16 protein-coding genes are annotated in these 16,733 nt (G+C 47.6%); 3 read left to right on the top strand and 13 right to left on the bottom strand.

Annotated features, from left to right (window positions below; genetic code table 11):
• Positions 1 to 13: 13 nt before the first annotated feature.
• From clpX to J3A84_RS04155, 9 genes are all read right to left on the bottom strand, one after another.
• Complete coding sequence (gene clpX, locus J3A84_RS04115; protein WP_207598743.1) at positions 14 to 1,261, bottom strand: ATP-dependent Clp protease ATP-binding subunit ClpX; 1,248 nt, start codon at positions 1,259 to 1,261, stop codon at positions 14 to 16.
• Between the two features lie 161 nt (positions 1,262 to 1,422).
• A complete protein-coding gene (gene clpP / locus J3A84_RS04120; protein ID WP_207598744.1) occupies positions 1,423 to 2,019 on the bottom strand; it encodes an ATP-dependent Clp endopeptidase proteolytic subunit ClpP in 597 nt (198 codons plus the stop codon).
• A 293-nt stretch (positions 2,020 to 2,312) separates the two neighbouring features.
• The gene (gene tig, locus J3A84_RS04125) at positions 2,313 to 3,686 is read right to left on the bottom strand and encodes a trigger factor (protein ID WP_207598745.1); all 1,374 of its coding nucleotides are present in this window, start codon (positions 3,684 to 3,686) and stop codon (positions 2,313 to 2,315) included.
• An 81-nt stretch (positions 3,687 to 3,767) separates the two neighbouring features.
• Positions 3,768 to 4,553: a sugar phosphate isomerase/epimerase family protein gene (locus J3A84_RS04130; RefSeq protein ID WP_207598746.1), complete on the bottom strand. Its 786-nt coding sequence runs from the start codon at positions 4,551 to 4,553 to the stop codon at positions 3,768 to 3,770.
• Positions 4,554 to 4,606: 53 nt separating this feature from the next.
• Positions 4,607 to 5,395 carry a hypothetical protein gene (locus tag J3A84_RS04135; protein WP_207598747.1) on the bottom strand — a complete coding sequence of 263 codons (789 nt, stop codon included), beginning with the start codon at positions 5,393 to 5,395 and terminating at the stop codon, positions 4,607 to 4,609.
• 9 nt (positions 5,396 to 5,404) lie between these two features.
• Positions 5,405 to 5,563, bottom strand: coding sequence for a hypothetical protein (locus J3A84_RS04140; protein ID WP_207598748.1), 159 nt, complete (start codon positions 5,561 to 5,563; stop codon positions 5,405 to 5,407).
• Entirely contained in the window at positions 5,560 to 6,705 is a 1,146-nt protein-coding gene (thiI, locus tag J3A84_RS04145) for a tRNA uracil 4-sulfurtransferase ThiI (RefSeq protein WP_207598749.1), read from the bottom strand. Before thiI ends, J3A84_RS04140 begins: the two co-directional genes overlap by 4 nt.
• A gap of 1 nt (position 6,706) precedes the next feature.
• Positions 6,707 to 7,837, bottom strand: coding sequence for a cysteine desulfurase family protein (locus tag J3A84_RS04150; RefSeq protein ID WP_207598750.1), 1,131 nt, complete (start codon positions 7,835 to 7,837; stop codon positions 6,707 to 6,709).
• 48 nt (positions 7,838 to 7,885) lie between these two features.
• Complete coding sequence (locus J3A84_RS04155) at positions 7,886 to 9,040, bottom strand: hypothetical protein (RefSeq protein ID WP_207598751.1); 1,155 nt, start codon at positions 9,038 to 9,040, stop codon at positions 7,886 to 7,888.
• 257 nt (positions 9,041 to 9,297) lie between these two features.
• Between J3A84_RS04155 and J3A84_RS04160 the strand changes: the two genes are divergently transcribed.
• The 3 genes from J3A84_RS04160 to J3A84_RS04170 all read left to right on the top strand — a co-directional run bounded on the left by J3A84_RS04160 (position 9,298) and on the right by J3A84_RS04170 (position 11,848).
• Complete coding sequence (locus tag J3A84_RS04160; RefSeq protein WP_207598752.1) at positions 9,298 to 9,672, top strand: PspC domain-containing protein; 375 nt, start codon at positions 9,298 to 9,300, stop codon at positions 9,670 to 9,672.
• Between the two features lie 217 nt (positions 9,673 to 9,889).
• Entirely contained in the window at positions 9,890 to 10,195 is a 306-nt protein-coding gene (locus J3A84_RS04165) for a phasin family protein (protein WP_207598753.1), read from the top strand.
• A gap of 33 nt (positions 10,196 to 10,228) precedes the next feature.
• Complete coding sequence (locus J3A84_RS04170) at positions 10,229 to 11,848, top strand: ABC1 kinase family protein (RefSeq protein WP_207598754.1); 1,620 nt, start codon at positions 10,229 to 10,231, stop codon at positions 11,846 to 11,848.
• Between the two features lie 128 nt (positions 11,849 to 11,976).
• Here J3A84_RS04170 and J3A84_RS04175 read toward each other — a convergent pair whose 3' ends face one another.
• The 4 genes from J3A84_RS04175 to J3A84_RS04190 form a co-directional block, all read right to left on the bottom strand.
• Positions 11,977 to 13,230, bottom strand: coding sequence for a helix-turn-helix domain-containing protein (locus tag J3A84_RS04175; RefSeq protein WP_207598755.1), 1,254 nt, complete (start codon positions 13,228 to 13,230; stop codon positions 11,977 to 11,979).
• The gene (locus tag J3A84_RS04180) at positions 13,230 to 14,525 is read right to left on the bottom strand and encodes a helix-turn-helix domain-containing protein (protein ID WP_207598756.1); all 1,296 of its coding nucleotides are present in this window, start codon (positions 14,523 to 14,525) and stop codon (positions 13,230 to 13,232) included. The genes J3A84_RS04175 and J3A84_RS04180 overlap by 1 nt, the downstream gene beginning before the upstream one ends.
• 308 nt (positions 14,526 to 14,833) lie before the next feature.
• Positions 14,834 to 15,484, bottom strand: coding sequence for a ribonuclease H1 domain-containing protein (locus tag J3A84_RS04185; protein ID WP_242693963.1), 651 nt, complete (start codon positions 15,482 to 15,484; stop codon positions 14,834 to 14,836).
• A 118-nt stretch (positions 15,485 to 15,602) separates the two neighbouring features.
• Complete coding sequence (locus tag J3A84_RS04190; RefSeq protein WP_207598757.1) at positions 15,603 to 16,697, bottom strand: YkvA family protein; 1,095 nt, start codon at positions 16,695 to 16,697, stop codon at positions 15,603 to 15,605.
• Positions 16,698 to 16,733: the final 36 nt, after the last annotated feature.

Below are 16,733 nucleotides of genomic sequence, written 5' to 3' on the forward strand. Positions count from 1 at the left end.
TCTGTCCATCCAGTTATGCTGTTTCTTCGTCTTTCAGTGCTTTACGGTATAGGATTTCCGGAGACTTGGTCTTTATGGTATCTCCATGAATGATGACTTTCTCGATGGTTTCATCCGAAGGCACATCAAACATGACTTCCTTCATGATGTCTTCCAGAATCGATCGAAGCCCTCTTGCTCCTGTATTTCGCTTGATGGCTTCTTCCGCAATGGATAGAAGAGATTCTTCCGTGAACTCCAGTTCCACATGATCCATTTCGAAAAGCTTCTTGTACTGCTTCACCAGGGAATTCTTCGGCGTCTTCAGGATTTCAACCAGTGCGGCCTTATCCAGACTGTTCAGGGTGACCACGATGGGTACTCTGCCCACGAATTCCGGAATGAGACCGAACTTCAGAAGGTCTCCCGGAAGAATATTCTCCAGAAGCTGTCCGATGTTCTTCTCATGCTTGGACTGGATGTCCGCGCCGAAACCGATGCTGGACTTCTGGGTTCTCTTCTCGATGATCTTATCCACACCATCGAATGCTCCCCCTACGATGAAGAGGATATTGGTGGTATTGATCTGCAGAAGCTCCTGATGAGGATGCTTTCTTCCACCTTGTGGCGGAACAGAAGCCACAGTACCTTCCAGAATCTTCAGAAGAGCCTGCTGTACACCTTCTCCGGACACATCACGGGTGATGGACGGATTTTCAGACTTTCTTGCGATCTTGTCGATCTCATCGATATAGACGATTCCTCTTTCCGCCTTCTCCACGTCGTAATCGGCGTTCTGAATGAGCTTCAGCAGAATGTTCTCCACATCTTCTCCCACATACCCTGCTTCTGTCAGTGTTGTGGCATCCGCGATGGCGAAGGGCACATCCAGAAATCTTGCAAGGGTCTGGGCAAGTAAGGTCTTACCGGAACCGGTGGGTCCCAGAAGAAGGATATTGGACTTGGAAAGCTCCACGTCGCTCTTCTTGGGATAGTTGATTCTCTTGTAGTGATTGTATACCGCCACCGACAGAGACTTCTTGGCGGATTCCTGACCAATGACATACTGGTCCAGATGGGCCTTGATTTCCTGTGGCTTCGGTAGTTTCGTGAAGTCCTGCTCACTCTTTTCGGTGAGTTCTTCTGCAACGATTTCCGAGCAGAGCTCGATGCATTCGTCACAGATATATACGCCCGGTCCTGCGATGAGCCTCTTGACCTGGTCCTGACTCTTTCCGCAGAAGGAACATTTCAGTAGATTCTTATCTTCAAATTTTGCCATTACTATTCACCTCTTTTAGTTGAACACCTGCTGCTCTTTGGCTGCAGTTTCCGACACTCGCTGCCGGAAGTTCCCATTTCCTCGTCCTCGTCCTCTACTAACTCCATGGGCGTCTTGATTCGGGTGTTCTACCCTATTTTACCACTAGAATGGTAAAAGCTCTATGCTTTATTTACTTCATGCTTTTCCAGGATGCTGTCGATTAGCCCATAGGAAATGGCCTGCTCTGCACCCATGAAATTGTCTCTTTCCACATCTCTGGCGATTACTTCGATATCCTGTCCTGTTCTTTCGGACATGATTCTGTTCATCTTTTCCTTGATCTGGAGGATTCTTCTTGCATGGATCTCGATATCCGTCGCCTGACCCTGATATCCGCCCAGAGGCTGATGGATCATGATCTCACTGTTTGGCAGCGCAAATCTCTTCCCCTTGGTTCCTGCTGTCAGAAGGAACGCACCCATGGATGCCGCCATACCTACACAGATGGTTGCCACATCAGGCTTGATGTAGTTCATGGTGTCGAAGATGGCCATGCCGGAAGTGATGCTTCCGCCTGGGCTGTTGATGTAGATGTAGATGTCCTTGTCCGGATCTTCGCTTTCCAGGAACAGAAGCTGTGCCACCACGAGATTTGCCGTGACGTCATTGATTTCTCCTGAAAGCATGATGATTCTGTCTTTTAAAAGTCTGGAGAAGATATCATAGGATCTTTCTCCTCTATTGGTCTGTTCTACTACCATTGGTACTAAACTCATTTTCTTACCTCCATAACGATTGATTTTCATAATTCATGTATCTCAGTATACCCAGTATAAATTAAATTCTACTTAAAGAACCGGTTAACTGATTTTAAACAATTTAATTGTTTCATTCTTACTCTTATTTTACACCATCGTGACAGAAAATCAAATACCCGAATGCTAAAGATAGAAATATTGCCAGAGAAATCCTGTCTCTGGCAATAAAAATTTCTCTTTATGTATGACATGCCGTGATACTTCGATCTTAAAGATAAGATTTCATACCATGATCACATCTCTTCTGGAGTCTATTCGTGGTCGTGACCTTCATGATCTTCTTCCTCATGATTATGGTCATCATGGCTGTGATCATGGCTTACAGAGATTTCCTTCTCTGTAACCTTAGCGGATTCAAGAAGCAGGTCGAACACCTTGTTTGTGGTCACTTCCATTTCCAGGTCTCTTCTATTGCTCGTCAGAAGCATTTCCTTCAGCTCATCCTGCTGCTCTCCATACATCTTCACGATTTCTTCAGCCTTGGCCATGACTTCTTCTTCTGTAGCTTCAATGCCTTCCTTGGCAACGATGGCTTCGATCAGAAGGTCGTTCTTCACAACGTTTTTCGCGTTGTCTCTGAACATTTCACGGATGGCGCTTTCTTCCTGGCCGGTCATCTGAAGATACATTTCCTTGGAAATACCCTGCTGCTGGATTCTCTGTTCAAAATCTCTGACCAGTCTGTCGATGCTTGTTTCCACCATGACTTCAGGAACATCGATTTCAGCCTTCTCAGCCAGTGCCTTGATCAGGTTGTTGTTCAGCTCGCTCTTCGCTCTGCTGTTTGCATCCTCTTCCAGTCCTTCTCTGATGCTTGCCTTCAGCTCTTCCAGCGTTTCGAATTCTGATACTTCGGAAGCGAATTCATCATCCACTTCAGGGAATTCCTTGGTCTTGATGTCAAGAATCTCCACATCAAATTCAGCGTCCTTACCCTTGAGCTCTTCTGCCTGATAGTCTTCTGGGAATGTGACCTTGACGGTCTTCTCTTCTCCAACCTTCAGACCGATGAGCTGATCTTCGAAGTCTCCGATGAACATGTTTGCTCCGATGGTCAGTTCGAAGTTCTCGCCCTTTCCACCTTCGAATTCAACTCCGTCCACTTTGCCGTTGAAGTTGATCACCGCTACGTCATCCTTTTCCACGACTGCGCCTTCTGGCTTGGATTCGATTCTACCGTTTCTTTCCACCAGATGCTCGATTTCATGGTCGATGTCGTGGTCTGTAACCTTTATTACTGGCTTCTCCACTTCAAGTCCCTTGTATTCTGGAAGATCGAATTCCGGATACACTTCCACTTCTGCTGTGTAGACGAAGTCTTTTCCTTCTTCCATCTGTGTGATGTCGATCTTTGGATAATCAATGGGCTTGATGTCCGCTTCTTCGATGGCCTTTGGATAGCTGTCGCTTAAAAGGAAATCGCTGGCATCATCAAACAGGACTTCCACACCGTAGAACTGCTTCACCAGTGCCAGTGGTGCTTTGCCTTTTCTGAATCCCTGAACATTCAGGTTCTTCACATTCTTCTTGTAGGACTTTCTGATGGCCTCATCCAGCTTTGCAGCTTCCAGAGTCACTTCCAGTTTCACCTTTTTGGAATCTAACTTTTCGTGCTTTACGTTCATTAATGATATCCTCCTATGCCCTTAGAGGGCTTCTTTTCAAACTTATAATATTATAAATGAAATGATTACGCATTTCAATGATTATGGAATTATTCTTTCCAGATACTTTCTGCTCTCGGAAAGCTCCTCCAGGGTTTCGTAGTTTTCCTTGTAGACCTCGATGATCCCCGGCCCCTTGTATCCTAGGGCTTCCACCCTGCGGAAAAGCGTCTGGAAATCAAAGGCTCCTTTACCTGGAAGAAGACAGGTGCTTTCCCTGTCATGGTCATTCAGATGCAGATTCATGAGATCCTCTCCATAGATGTCCAGATAGTCATAGGGCGATCTGCCCGCTTTCACCGCCTGCTTCACATCCAGAGTGAATTTCAGCGGCTCTTTCACCGCATCCTTCAGCCTCTTCAGATACTCCAGATCTCCCGACAGGCACCAGGAGACATTCTCCTGAGCAAGGGCCATGCCATGGACACCGGCTTCATAGACCATCCGCTCGTACATGTAGACCACATCGGTAAAGGTCATGTTCCTGTGGGGCCGTCTGATGAGTCCATGGAAGGTGTAGGCCTTTGCGCCAAGGATTTCACCAAACCGGACAAATTCCTGATAGATCCGAAAAAAATCTTCTCGTCTTCTTTCGTAGGCATCAAACAGGTACGGCTCAAAGGCAGAGCTCACGGTATGGACCGAATTGATCTTGACCTTCTCTTTCTCCGCCAGTTCTTTCAGTTCGTAGCCGTATTCTTCTCTGAACTCGAAGAAACTGTTGGCAAAGACCTCCATGACGCTGAATCCTTTCTCCGCCAGTTTCTTCACCGCATCTTCCGTCAGCAGTTCAGGATAGAATATGGCTGTAGAGATTCCAATCTCCAAGTCAATCACTTCTCTTCTTCATTCATTCCGGCTCAGTGTTTTCCACTCCGGTTCTACTCACTGATGATCTTGTAGTCCGGTGTCAGATAGTAGGTATTTCCTTCCTTGGTATAGGAAAGTCCCAGCTCGGTGATTTCTCCGAGAACCACATCGGTGCCGAAGACACTCTGATAGTTTCTGTGGGAGAGTGGCAGAAGATCCACCACATAGAGGAATCTTCTCTCATCAAACCAGGGCAGCTGCGACATGTAGACCACCGTGTCCTCATCCAGGAACTTGGGCTGCTCCGCCCAGACAAAGTTTTCGGTTCTTCCAAGAATGCTCTCCTTGGACTCCGTATATCCTCTGGAGTTCTTGTAGACCTTGTAGGTGATGTCCGTGACGTTTCCGGAAAGATCCAGGAGGAATAGGTCCTGCGTCTCTTCATCCAGAATCACCGCCTGGGTTCTGGAGGGAGAGATGTCTCCCTCCAGCCCCACCAGTTCAGGAACGGGCGCGAAAATCTTCTCACCGTTTTCCTCCACCACTTCCAGAGAAACCTCTTTCTCTATGGGCAGGGTCGCTGTGACAAACTCCTTCTCGATGACAGGCTCTTCTTCGATGGGTTCTTCCGTCTCCTCATTGGTAACAGTTTCCGGAATCTGCTCCAGAATCTGTTCCTTCTGAACCTGTTCCTGGGCGATGTCCTGTTTCACCTTTTCCACCATCTCAAGAATGGGTTTCCGGAACAGCAGTGCCAGCGCGGCGATGAAAATCAGAAAAAACGCAAGCTTTCTGAAGAATCGCTTCCTTTTTTCTCTTTTATGATACTTGCTGCTGAATATACTGGTATTTCTTCTCATCTGTACTCCTTATTTCTGAATGGGAATACCGCCCTTGCCGCATCCGCATCCGCATCCGGAAGCTTCTCCCTCTGCCTTCTTGGTGCCGCAGCAGGATTTCTTCTCCACTACATAGTTGTCCGTGTAATCCTCGTAATCCGTTCCATCCTTCAACAGGTCTTCTATCATAAGATAAACTCCTCCGTTTCTTCTATGGCCTTTGCCACCAGCGCATCACTGTCCAGAGCCTCTTCATGAAGCTTGATGTACTTCAGCTTGGGCTTGGTCACTGGATGCTTCGGTACAAAGATGGTACAGCAATCTTCATAGGGCAGTATGGATGTCTCATAGGTGCCGATCTTATGTGAGATATCCATGATGTCCCCCTTGTCCATGGCCACCAGCGGACGAAATACAGGTCTGTCTCCTGCATCATCGGAAACCACCAGGGCTTCCATGGTCTGGGAAGCCACCTGACCGATGCTTTCTCCCGTGGTGACGCTCTGAATGCCCAGCTTGTCCGCCAGAGCACAGGCGCACTTCATCATGAATCTTCTCATGATGATGGTCAGTTCGTTCTCCGGGCATTTGTCCATGATCTCCATCTGGATTTCCGTGAAGGGCACCACATGCAGATGGATCTTTCCTGTGTACTGACTCAGAATGGAAGCCAGTTCCTTGACTTTGTCCTTGGCTCTTTCGGATGTGTAAGGATGGCTGTGATAGTAGACACCATGGACTTCGATGCCTCTTTTCGCCATGAGAAAACCCGCCACCGGGGAGTCGATTCCGCCGGAGAGCATCAGCATGGTGCTGCCGTTGATACCGTAGGGCATTCCGCCGATTCCTCTTTCCTTCTCCACATAGACATAGGCATTGTCGCGGATTTCGATGTCCACCACATAGTCCGGCTTCTTGATTTCCACATGATATCCGGTTGTATTCTTCAGGATATGCGCCCCTACAAGGCCGGAAAGCTCCATGGAGTTCATGGGGAACTTCTTGTCTGCTCGCTTTGTGGCCACTTTGAAGGAGGTGCCTTCAGGCTGCTTCTTCATGACCAGAAGCGCCAGCTCCTTGATCTTCTCGATGTCTCTTTCCGTCTGCACCACCGTGCATACTTCATAGACGCCGAAGACCTTCTTCACCTTTTCCTTGATTTCGGACACGTCCTCCGCCTGGATGAACCATCGGTTCTGATCCGTATAGAAGGAATACTCCTCGTTTTTCAGGACATTCTTGATGTTCTCTTTCAGTTTCTTCTCAAATCTTCCTCTATTCAGTCCCTTGAGAAAGATTTCAGATGCATATTTTATCAGTAACAGTTCCACATTATTTCCTCCTTAGAAATTTCACTGCCTCTTTAATGGTCTGTGCAGCATACCTGATTTCTTCTTCCGTGGTCTCCTTCTGGAAACTCAGACGGATGCTGCCCTGGATCTCTCTCTTCGAAAGGCCTATGGCCTGAAGCACATGAGAATCCTTCGTATCCTTCGATGTGCAGGCAGAACCTGTGGATACGTAGACCCCCTTGTCTGACAGATAGTGCAGAAGCACCTCTCCGCGCATGCCTGGTATGGAGATGCTGAGAATATAGGGTGATGCATCTTCAAAAGAAGCATTCACCTTCAGCCCGTCGATCTCACTGAGAAGATCGATCATCAGACTTTTCAGCTCCTTCACATGGGAAAATCCACGGATGCGCTCTGCTTCGTTTCTTTTCACCGCTTCTCTGAAGCCCAGAATGGACGGCACATTCACCGTACCCGCTCGAAGGCCCCTTTCCTGTTCTCCACCCAGAAGAAGAGACTGGGGTCTCTGACCTTTTCGCATATAGACAAACCCGCATCCTTTGGGTCCATGAATCTTATGGGCCGATACCGTCATGAAGTCCACATCCATTTCCCTGACATCCACAGGATACTTCATGTATCCTTGCACCGCATCCACATGGAACTTCGCTTTGCTGCTGACAGAGCGGATCACCGGTGCAATGTCCGATGGATTGTTTACTGCGCCGGTCTCGTTGTTCACCATCATGATGGACACCAGGGATGTGTTTTTCCGAAGCTTCTTCTGAAGCTCGTCCAGGCTGATCTGCCCCTTCTCATCCACAGAGAGCATATCCACTTCCACTCCCTGGGCTGCCGCATAGTCCATCACTCTCAGCACACTGGGATGTTCGATGGCCGTGGTGATGAAATGAGCGCCTTCCTTAATAAAGGACCGTATGATATGATTATTCCCTTCCGATGCCCCTGAGGTGAACACAATTTCCTCCCCCAGCGCATGAATGGTCTCTGCAATGTCTTTTCTTGCCGCTTCCAGCGCATCTTCCGCATCTCTTCCGATTTTATGGATGGAATTGGGATTTCCGTAGAGATCTTTCAGCGCCTGGGTCATGACTTCTATGACCTCCGGGTGCACCGGAGAGGTGGCGGCATTATCCAAATAAGCTTTCATTCTATCACCTTCATAATATTTCACTGATTTACTTTATCATAAGAAGCCTTAAAGCTCAAGCTTAAGAAGACCTTCGTAGATGCTGCTGATGAAAGGCCCGATTTCAGAAGAAACCTCTATGAATCCCTGCTGCAGGGTCTTCCCTCCGCCTCCTCGGAATCGGAACGCTTCCCGGGCGGGTTTCACAAGTTCCCTGGCATCCGCCCGTTCCCCTGTGAAGACGAAGATTCTGCCATCTCCTCGATAAAAGACTGCTATCTTCCCCTTTTTCATCATCTGATTGCCCAGGGCCTTCATGAGCTCATCCTCATACTCCACTTCTATGACCACAGTATCTTCTTCAAAGTTCTCGGCCAGTGCCTCCGCAAGCTCCAGAATCAGTGCGCCCTGGGCTTTCCTGTATTCGTCTCTCTCTTCTCTGATCTGCCGTACTCGAAATGGCAGTTCATCCAGATTCACACCCAGCTCCGCCTTCAGCTTCATAATGGCATCTTCCATCTCATAGAGATACCTGAATGCACGCTCTCCCGCCACATAATAGATGCGACTGCCTCCCTTGTACTTTTCCACAGCCGTGATCTTGAAGAGTCTCAGATCCTTCAGAGACTTCACATGGGTACCTCCGCATCCGCACCAGTCTATGTCCCCGATCTGCACAATGCGGATGTTCGAATCCACCTGAACCGCTTTGCGAAGAGGAATGTCCCCCAGATTGTATTTGTCACGGTAGTAGGTGGATACCGGAAGATTCTTACCTATGAGCCCATTGACTTCATTCTCCGCCTGAAGCCTCATTTCTTCATCGATCTCCAGATCCGTATCAATGGTGGCGTAAGCCTTCCCCATGTGGAAACTCACCGTTTCCACGCCAAGCTGGTCCTTCAGAACCGCTGTGAGCACATGCTGCGCCGTGTGCTGGATGCTGTGGTCTTCCCGCACCTTCTGGTCTATGATGCACTCCACCGGCATATGGAGGGTCAGTCCGGAGAAGGAGGCCAGTCTGTGCCAGATCTCTTCTCCTTCCGTAAAGACATCCAGCACTTCTTTTCCGTTGATGGTTCCCATGTCTGAAGGCTGTCCGCCCCCTTCAGGATAAAAATAAGTGCTCTCCAGGGTGATGTATACCCCGTCCTCTTTCTCTTTCACGGATCGTACTCTTGAAGTAAACCTCAGCACATCCTGATCCACCTGATACAGTTTCACGCTATCCACTCCCATACATTTTTTCACTCTTCATTGTACCATTAATTGAAAATGAGTTGCAGTAACATGCCACTAAAAAGTCTTCACCACCGCCTGTTTTTCTGGGCTATCTCTCATAAGGTGAAACCATGGACCCTTCCATTCATGAAAACCCTTCTGTTTTAATGGAATAGAAGGGAAATCTTAATTTGCTTTTAATTTATCTCCCTTATAATGACCTCATGAAATAAAGTTTTTGATAAGAGAGGAAGTTAGTGATGGAAAAGAAATTATACAAGAATACGGACAGAAAAATGATCTCCGGTGTCCTGGCAGGTTTTTCCGACTACCTGGGCATTGATGTGACGATCCTGAGAATCGGATATGTGCTTTTGAGCCTGATCATGGAGGCGTTCCCCGGAATCATTCTCTACATCATCCTGGCCATTGTGATGCCGGATATGGATGAGCGGGACAGGGAGCGTAAGACCTACAAGGCGAAGAAGAACGACAACCCCTATACCAGCGAAGAAAACGCCTATGGACAGAAGCCCTATCAGGATGTGGACTACAAAGAGGAAAAGGACACAGCGGAAGCGGACAAGAACTTCAAGAAATCCGGTGGGGCCTATACCCCAGACGACCGGAATTAACACAGCAACCTTAAGGAACCCTCACAGGAGCAGAGACTTCTCCGTCACCATGACGGAGTGAATGATTATGCGCTCCTTAAGGGTTCTTTTCTTGCGCCCAGATGAGCGCAGCAACATCCACTTATCCAGTGTCTGATAATTCACATCTTTTTAATAATATTGATTTATAATAGACAATAAACACAGTGTCTATCTCTATCAGTGAGGAGGAAACGTCATGGAAGAATTAAAGAAACTGCTTCTTACAGCCGTCGGCGCTGCAGCCATCAGTGTCGAGAAAATCGACAGTACCGTCACCGAGCTCATCGAAAAGGGAAAGCTCAGCGTGAAGGAAGGCAAAGAACTCCGGGAAGAACTGGTCCGCAGAAAGAAGGAATCGGAAGAGGATCTGGTGAAGAAGGAAGATCTTAACGGAATCATCGATTCTCTGAACCTGGTCAGCAAAAGAGAACTGGAACTTCTGGAGGACAGAGTGGCAAAGCTTGAAGAGCAGATGAAGAGCGTAAGGGATTCCGACCTGTAGCCGGTGCATTTCTAAATATAAGGTGGTGTTCTGATGGGGGATAATCAAGCCGACTACAGCAGGAAGCGCTTCAGAGAGATTGTAAGGGTCCTAGCCTCCTACGGCTTCGGCCATATCATTCATGCTAAATTCCGGACGGAAAAAATGAAAAATGATCCAGAGAATCTGAGACTGGTCTTTGAAGAGCTGGGACCTACCTTTATTAAAATCGGTCAGATTCTCTCCACAAGACCGGATGTGCTCCCCGCAGAATACATCACCGAACTGGCTAAGCTTCAGGACAAAGCCCCTCCTTTCCCCTATGAAACCGTGAAATCCATCATCGAGGAAGAGCTGGGAAGACCGCTTACTGAGATCTTCTCCTCCCTGACGGAAACACCCATGGCCTGCGCTTCCGTGGCCCAGGTTCATAGGGCGGTCCTTCTGGACGGAACCCGCGTCATCGTCAAAGTCCAGAGACCCGACATCGAAGACAGACTTCTGGAGGACCTCCATATCCTCATACGGATCGTGAAGAAAGCGCCCAACACCCTGCGGGACATTCTCCTGGATCCTGTGGAAGCGCTGGAGGAGATCCTGGAAACCACAAAGATCGAACTGGACTTCACCAACGAGGTCCACTACATGCTGCGGTTTCAGAAGGAAAACGAGTCCATCCGGTGCATCAGCATTCCCAAGGTGCATCTGAATCTTTCCACCAAGCGCATCGTGGTGCAGGAAGAGATTGAGGGAATCAAAATCACAGATAAAGAAAAGCTTCTGGAAGAAGGCTATGATGCAGAGGACATCGGCAGAAAGCTGGTGCTTTCCTATCTCTATCAGCTCTTCAGCAACGGTTTCTTTCACGGAGACCCGCATCCCGGAAATCTCATCATCCACGAGAAAAAGATCTACTACATCGATTTCGGCATCATGGGCAGCCTGACCCAGAAAGCAAGAAGGTCCGTGAATGATCTTCTCCAGGCCATGGTGAAGAGAGACATCGGTCAGCTGGTGAATCTCGTGCTGGATCTGGCCCAGCAGAAAGGCCCTGTGGATAAGAACGTACTCTATGAAGACATCGAGTACATCATCCACTACTACCTGCAGACCAGCCTCAAGAACATTCAGGTCTCCAGGCTTTTCATGGACCTTTTCGAAGCAGCCCGAAAAAACAATCTGAAGCTGCCCAAGGAATTCACCACCCTTCTGAAGTCCCTTCTGATCCTGGAAGGCGTCATCAGCGAGATCGCTCCGGATCTCAGCATCATGGAAATCGCCAAGGATTATCTGAAGGAAGATCCCAAGCTTGATCTGTGGCCTGAATTTTCTCTGGACAGCCTGGCCCTTCACAGCTACAGCCTGGTGAAGGACACACTGAAGATCCCCATCAGCATCCAGACCATACTGGACAACTTCATCAGCGGTCGAGGGAAAGTGAAGCTGGACATCGTGAACTTTGACAACCGCTGGGTGGACTTCAACAAAATGATCAACCGCATGGTTTTCGCCCTGGTCGTATCGGCCATCATCATCGCTTCCGCCCTGATCATCCGCAGCGGAGACGGACCGAACTTCAACGGAATCAGCCTGGTTGGGATGCTGGGCTTCGCATTGGCAGGATTTCTGGGCTTATGGCTTCTCATTTCCATCCTGAAATCCGGTAACATCTGACCCATCTCATCTATTTTTTCAGGTAGTTTCAACAGGAAGAAAGACACCCCTTCTGTGCTGTCATGAAATCTGACATGCACCTTAAGGGGTGTCTTCTGTTCTTCTAAGATGAATCCTTACATTCTATACTAGATATGACCTTCCGTCTGAATACTCATGGTGAAGTATCGGATGGAATCCTCTTTCTTCCCCATCTTGTAGTAGACCTTGGCCAGATCCTTATATCGTTTGGCCAGTTCTCTTGTTTTCCCTTTTTTGATGAGCATATCCAGAGACACACTCAGATAGGTCTCCGCCATATCGTAGTTTCCGTTTTCCGCAAGGAGCCTGCCTTTGAAGTAATAGGCTTTCTCCACAGCATCGGGATGCTGGTTTTCGATGGCTGCATTGACCACCATATCCACATATTTGGATGCTTCCTTGTAATGGCCTTCCTCCACGAATCGGGTCATGGCATCCAGAAGGAGCGTCACATTATCCGACAGGGATTCCTGGGGGAAGATTTTCGCCGCTTCCGCCATCTCCCTGTAGGAGCCTTCCACATCACCGCTGTTTAAAAGCTTCACTGCCAGAAAATACTTGGCTTTGGCATGCATTTCAGGGTAATTCTTCAGATACTCACTGATCTTGTCGTAGTTCTCCTTGCCGTCTTCAGCCGTGCTGATCAGGCAGTACTGCAGATGGATCTGTCCTTTGATTCTGTCGTTCTCCGTGATCTCCAGCAGTTCATCCACAAAGGGAAGATACTTCTTCGCTTCCTCATACTTTTCCATGTATACAAGACAGGCCACTGTCATATAGGGAATCAGCAGTCTATCTTCCTTTGTGATGGAATCGGGAAGCGTATAGTAGTTGCTCATGAGGAAGTTCAGAAACACCATGGCATTCTCATATTCTGCCGTCGCATGGAGATACTTCGCCATGGTCATGCAGTAGAGATACTGCGTCTCGGCATTGACGATGTTGATATAGGTTCTGTAGAGATGGGAGATCTCCACATTCAGCTCTTCAATCTTGCCCTTTTCGATGTAGTGATTGATCAGCTGGATTCTCGCCTGAAAGGTCTGCATCACAAGACCATTCTGCTCCGTCACCTCAATCAGCCCTTTGATCTCCTTTGCATAGTTCTTGGAGAACATATTCTCTGAGAGTTTCTTCAGCTCATCATTCACTTCCTGGATGATGTCTTTCTTGAGGCTTTCCTTTTCGATGCCCAGTCTTTTGGCCACCAGGTCCAGCACCCACTCTTCCGCTGTCACCTTGTCGTTCTCGATGGTGGACATCTTCGATACGGAGATTTCCGAACCGCAGAGGGCTTTCAGTGTCATGCCTTTCTGTATACGAGCTCTTCGTATTTTTTCACCAGTACTCAGTATTTCCATTACTTGTCACCACCCTCTTGGAGCATAATATTCATGGATTTCTCAAGCAGCTTATAGGAATCCACGTTCTTTCCTTTTTCCAGATAGAATTTTGCCATGAGAAGCATGATCTTGGACTCTTCCTCTTTCAGCTTCTTCTCTCTGGCTATATTGAGCGCCAGGATGAGATTATTCACCGCACCGCGCATATTTTTAAACAGGGATTCCACTTTTGATTTCACAAGATACAGTTTGATGTTTCCAAGGAAATCTTCTTCCAGTATCATACGGTCCAGAAGGTTCAGCGTCTCATAGGCATCTTCTTCTCTCTTCAGGTGTCCATAGCACTCCGCCAGGTGGAGATTCACTTCCTTCAGCATCTCCTGATTCCTGTTGTAAAGGACTTCGGATTTTCTGAAGTGGATCACCGCTTCCTCGTACCGTTCAAAATCCTCGTAGAGCTTACCCAGGGTCATCTCGATCTCAGCCATTTCCGACTCTTCTCCACAGGTTCTGAAAATCTGCAGAGACATCTTCGCATATTTGGATGCCTCTTCGAAATTGCCTTCCATCTCATTCTTCTCCGCAAGTCTTGTGAGGAACTTCCCGTAGGATCTCTTATCCGACATGATTTCGAACTTCTCATTGGACTTTGCCGTATACTCCTTGCTCTTCTCCAGGTTTCCTACTTTCTTGTAGGCCACAGCCAGATAGAAGTAGACCTTGGCCAGCATGATTTCATCGGTGAGGATGCCTTCCACAAAGAGCGCTTCAGATTTATGGAAATAGCTGATGGCCATAGGCAGAGATTCCTGATCCATGCAGGTCTTGGCCACAAGCATGAAGTTGTCGATGTAAGATCCTTTATAGTTGTGGGTGGAGTAGATCACATTGCACTGGAATAGATAGTCGAAAGCCTTCGTAAAGTTCCTTCTGCTGATTTCAAGCATGCCTTTCAGATAAAGGTTCTTCGCTTTAGGCAGAATCAGATTATACTGATTGATGTAATGATCGCCCTTTTCTATGTACTTGGACGCTTTTTCAAATTCTCCGATCTCAATGCTGATTTCAGCCATCTCACTGAAGTATTCGCAGATGCGGTCTGCCTGGGTGTTCTCGGATTCCATGAAATACTCCACTGAAATATCCAGTGTTTCCGCCAGATAATCCAGAAGATCCATCGAAGGATTGGATTTGCTGGATTCCACAAGACTGATCTGTCCAGGAGTTACTCGATTCCCTGCCACATCTTTCAGCGTCATGTTTAATTCTTTTCGTCTTTTTTTGACCTTTTCGCCTAATGATAATACTTCCATAAACCTCTCTCCTAAAGCATAATTAACATTTTTATTATAGCATATAATGTAGCTAGAATAACTCTAGAATAGACTTTTCTGACAGATTTTTTAGAGATTTCTACAGCAAACATGAGTAACAGTTAAGAAATCACCTGAAAAACTCCAGTCTTAAAATATCAATTATTTATAAAAGAGACCCTTGAAACAGCGAAAAGAGAAGACTACTCAGTCCTTCCGAGCACCTTCTCTCTCTGTGTATGCATATATTTTTCTGTGAAATCTTTAATTTACAGGAACTTATGAATGCAAGTTCCTGAAGAAGACCCTCACTTCAGGAAAGCTTCCTTGGCCAGCTCATCGGCCCGGTCATTATACCGGTCTCCACTATGGCCTTTCACTTTACGGAACTTCACATTCAGATCCTTCTTCATGGACTGATAGAATTCATGGTATCCACGGGTCAGATCGTTGTTTCTCTTCCAGGTGCCCAGAGCCCAGCTTTCGATCCCCTGATAATCAAAGTACAGCACGAGATTTCTGTAGCCCTTTTCTCTGGCGTAGGTCATGGCTTTCATGGCCCCAAGGACTTCTCCCGCCACATTTCTCATGGAGCTGTACTCTCCTTTCAGCGCTTCACATTCCGAATAGACCTCTTCTCCCTTATGGACCACCACCAGTCCATAAGCATATCTTTTTGTGGACAGTTCATAGCTTCCATCCACATAGATGATCACCTGGTCCTCCTGATGCGCTTCCTTGTGCTCTGCACGCACGTCTTCTTCCTTTTTCACTTCTTTCTTCTCCCCAGGAAGATCTTCTCCATGCAGCTGTATGAAGGAAAGGGCTTCTTCTCTTGTGGGAAAGCTCTTGTATCGGACGCCTTTTGCGCCTGTCACTTCCTTCCTGCACTGATCCCAGGTCTCAAGAATCATCGGTTTTTTTGAGTGCCCGTCCAGCACCGCATAAAATTTACCCAAACTAAACTCCTTACAAAAAGGAGCTTTTACGCTCCTTTTCTCTTTTCTTTTCTTCTTATTTCATATCATGGTTCTGCCGGTCTTTCTCCGGCCGAACTTCCCCTGTCATCTGGCCCTGCTATTTCAGAGCCGGCTCGAAGATGGGGTCCAGGTCCACTGGTTTCACTTCCTCATCGGGGATCAGGTAGGCTTCATCGGACAGATAGGATTTTCTTCTCTTCTCCAGATTCTCATCAATGAGGCCATAGACCTGATTCAGTGTCTTGGCCGGCGTGAAGTTTACGATCTTCTGGATGTTGTCCTGTACCAGCTTCAATGTGGCCAGCTCTCCCTGCCAGTGCTGCACGAGAATGGGCACCGGAATCTTATTGAGAATATAGCTGGAACCGAAGAACAGAATGGCCAGATCGTCCATCTTTCCGAGAACAGGAACCTTGCTTGGTATGATATCGGCAGGAACCAGAGGATAGCCGAAGGTGAAGGCGATCAGAACCTTGTCTCTTTTCGCCACCCGCTTATCCTTCATGAGCCGTAGGGCCAGAGCATACATATCCGGCAGGATGAAGGCATATTTCGCCAGATTCTTCTTATCGTAGGGCACCTTCTCCAGAATCTTGTATCGGAAATCCGTATAGGAATCTTCCGTACGGTCCAGGAGGCCCAGCTTTCTGTTGAACTCGGCGAGCTTTCTTTCCTCTTCTTCTCTCTTCAGTCTTTCTTCTTCTTCCTGATCCTTGCCGGCTTCCTCCTGCATGGCATCAATGTCGGCTTCAATGCCTTTTAGCCTCAGGGATAAAATACCGTTCTCCATGAGGAAATGCTCCACTTCCAGGTGCACATGGGGCACCTGCTGAAGCGCTTCGTCGATATTCACGGACAAGGCCTTGTTTTCATAGGTGAGGCCCATTTCGGAAGCTTTCTTGGCTGCCGTCTTGGAGGCGATGTTCAGAATGAATTTGGGTATCCCCACCTTCAGCACTTTGATGCGCTCGATCTTCAAGGTCAGAATGTTATTGAACACACTGAGGATTCTCACCTTGGCCAGGAAGGGAATATTGATGATCTTCTTGAAGCTGCCCTCGATCTGGATGAAATTATCTTCCAGTTTCACGTCTTTGAATGTAAGTTCCGGCACTTTGGTTTCCACCAGAGTTTTCAGATCATACATGATGTCTTCCGCACTTAACGTTGTGGTAACAGATGTCACTCTCATAAATTTATCTCCTTTCAATGATTCTTGAAAGCTATT

Origin of the sequence: Proteiniclasticum aestuarii, assembly GCF_017368455.1 — a bacterium.
GTDB lineage: Bacteria > Bacillota > Clostridia > Clostridiales > Clostridiaceae > Proteiniclasticum > Proteiniclasticum aestuarii.

What these genes read in the sequence shown, in the direction of transcription:
- clpX (WP_207598743.1), bottom strand. Translation starts at nt 1,261, where the DNA reads ATGGCAAAATTTGAAGATAAGAATCTACTGAAATGTTCCTTCTGCGGA.
- clpP (WP_207598744.1), bottom strand. Translation starts at nt 2,019, where the DNA reads ATGAGTTTAGTACCAATGGTAGTAGAACAGACCAATAGAGGAGAAAGA.
- tig (WP_207598745.1), bottom strand. Translation starts at nt 3,686, where the DNA reads ATGAACGTAAAGCACGAAAAGTTAGATTCCAAAAAGGTGAAACTGGAA.
- J3A84_RS04135 (WP_207598747.1), bottom strand. Translation starts at nt 5,395, where the DNA reads ATGAGAAGAAATACCAGTATATTCAGCAGCAAGTATCATAAAAGAGAA.
- J3A84_RS04140 (WP_207598748.1), bottom strand. Translation starts at nt 5,563, where the DNA reads ATGATAGAAGACCTGTTGAAGGATGGAACGGATTACGAGGATTACACG.
- J3A84_RS04150 (WP_207598750.1), bottom strand. Translation starts at nt 7,837, where the DNA reads ATGAAAGCTTATTTGGATAATGCCGCCACCTCTCCGGTGCACCCGGAG.
- J3A84_RS04160 (WP_207598752.1), top strand. Translation starts at nt 9,298, where the DNA reads ATGGAAAAGAAATTATACAAGAATACGGACAGAAAAATGATCTCCGGT.
- J3A84_RS04165 (WP_207598753.1), top strand. Translation starts at nt 9,890, where the DNA reads ATGGAAGAATTAAAGAAACTGCTTCTTACAGCCGTCGGCGCTGCAGCC.
- J3A84_RS04170 (WP_207598754.1), top strand. Translation starts at nt 10,229, where the DNA reads ATGGGGGATAATCAAGCCGACTACAGCAGGAAGCGCTTCAGAGAGATT.
- J3A84_RS04175 (WP_207598755.1), bottom strand. Translation starts at nt 13,230, where the DNA reads ATGGAAATACTGAGTACTGGTGAAAAAATACGAAGAGCTCGTATACAG.
- J3A84_RS04180 (WP_207598756.1), bottom strand. Translation starts at nt 14,525, where the DNA reads ATGGAAGTATTATCATTAGGCGAAAAGGTCAAAAAAAGACGAAAAGAA.
- J3A84_RS04190 (WP_207598757.1), bottom strand. Translation starts at nt 16,697, where the DNA reads ATGAGAGTGACATCTGTTACCACAACGTTAAGTGCGGAAGACATCATG.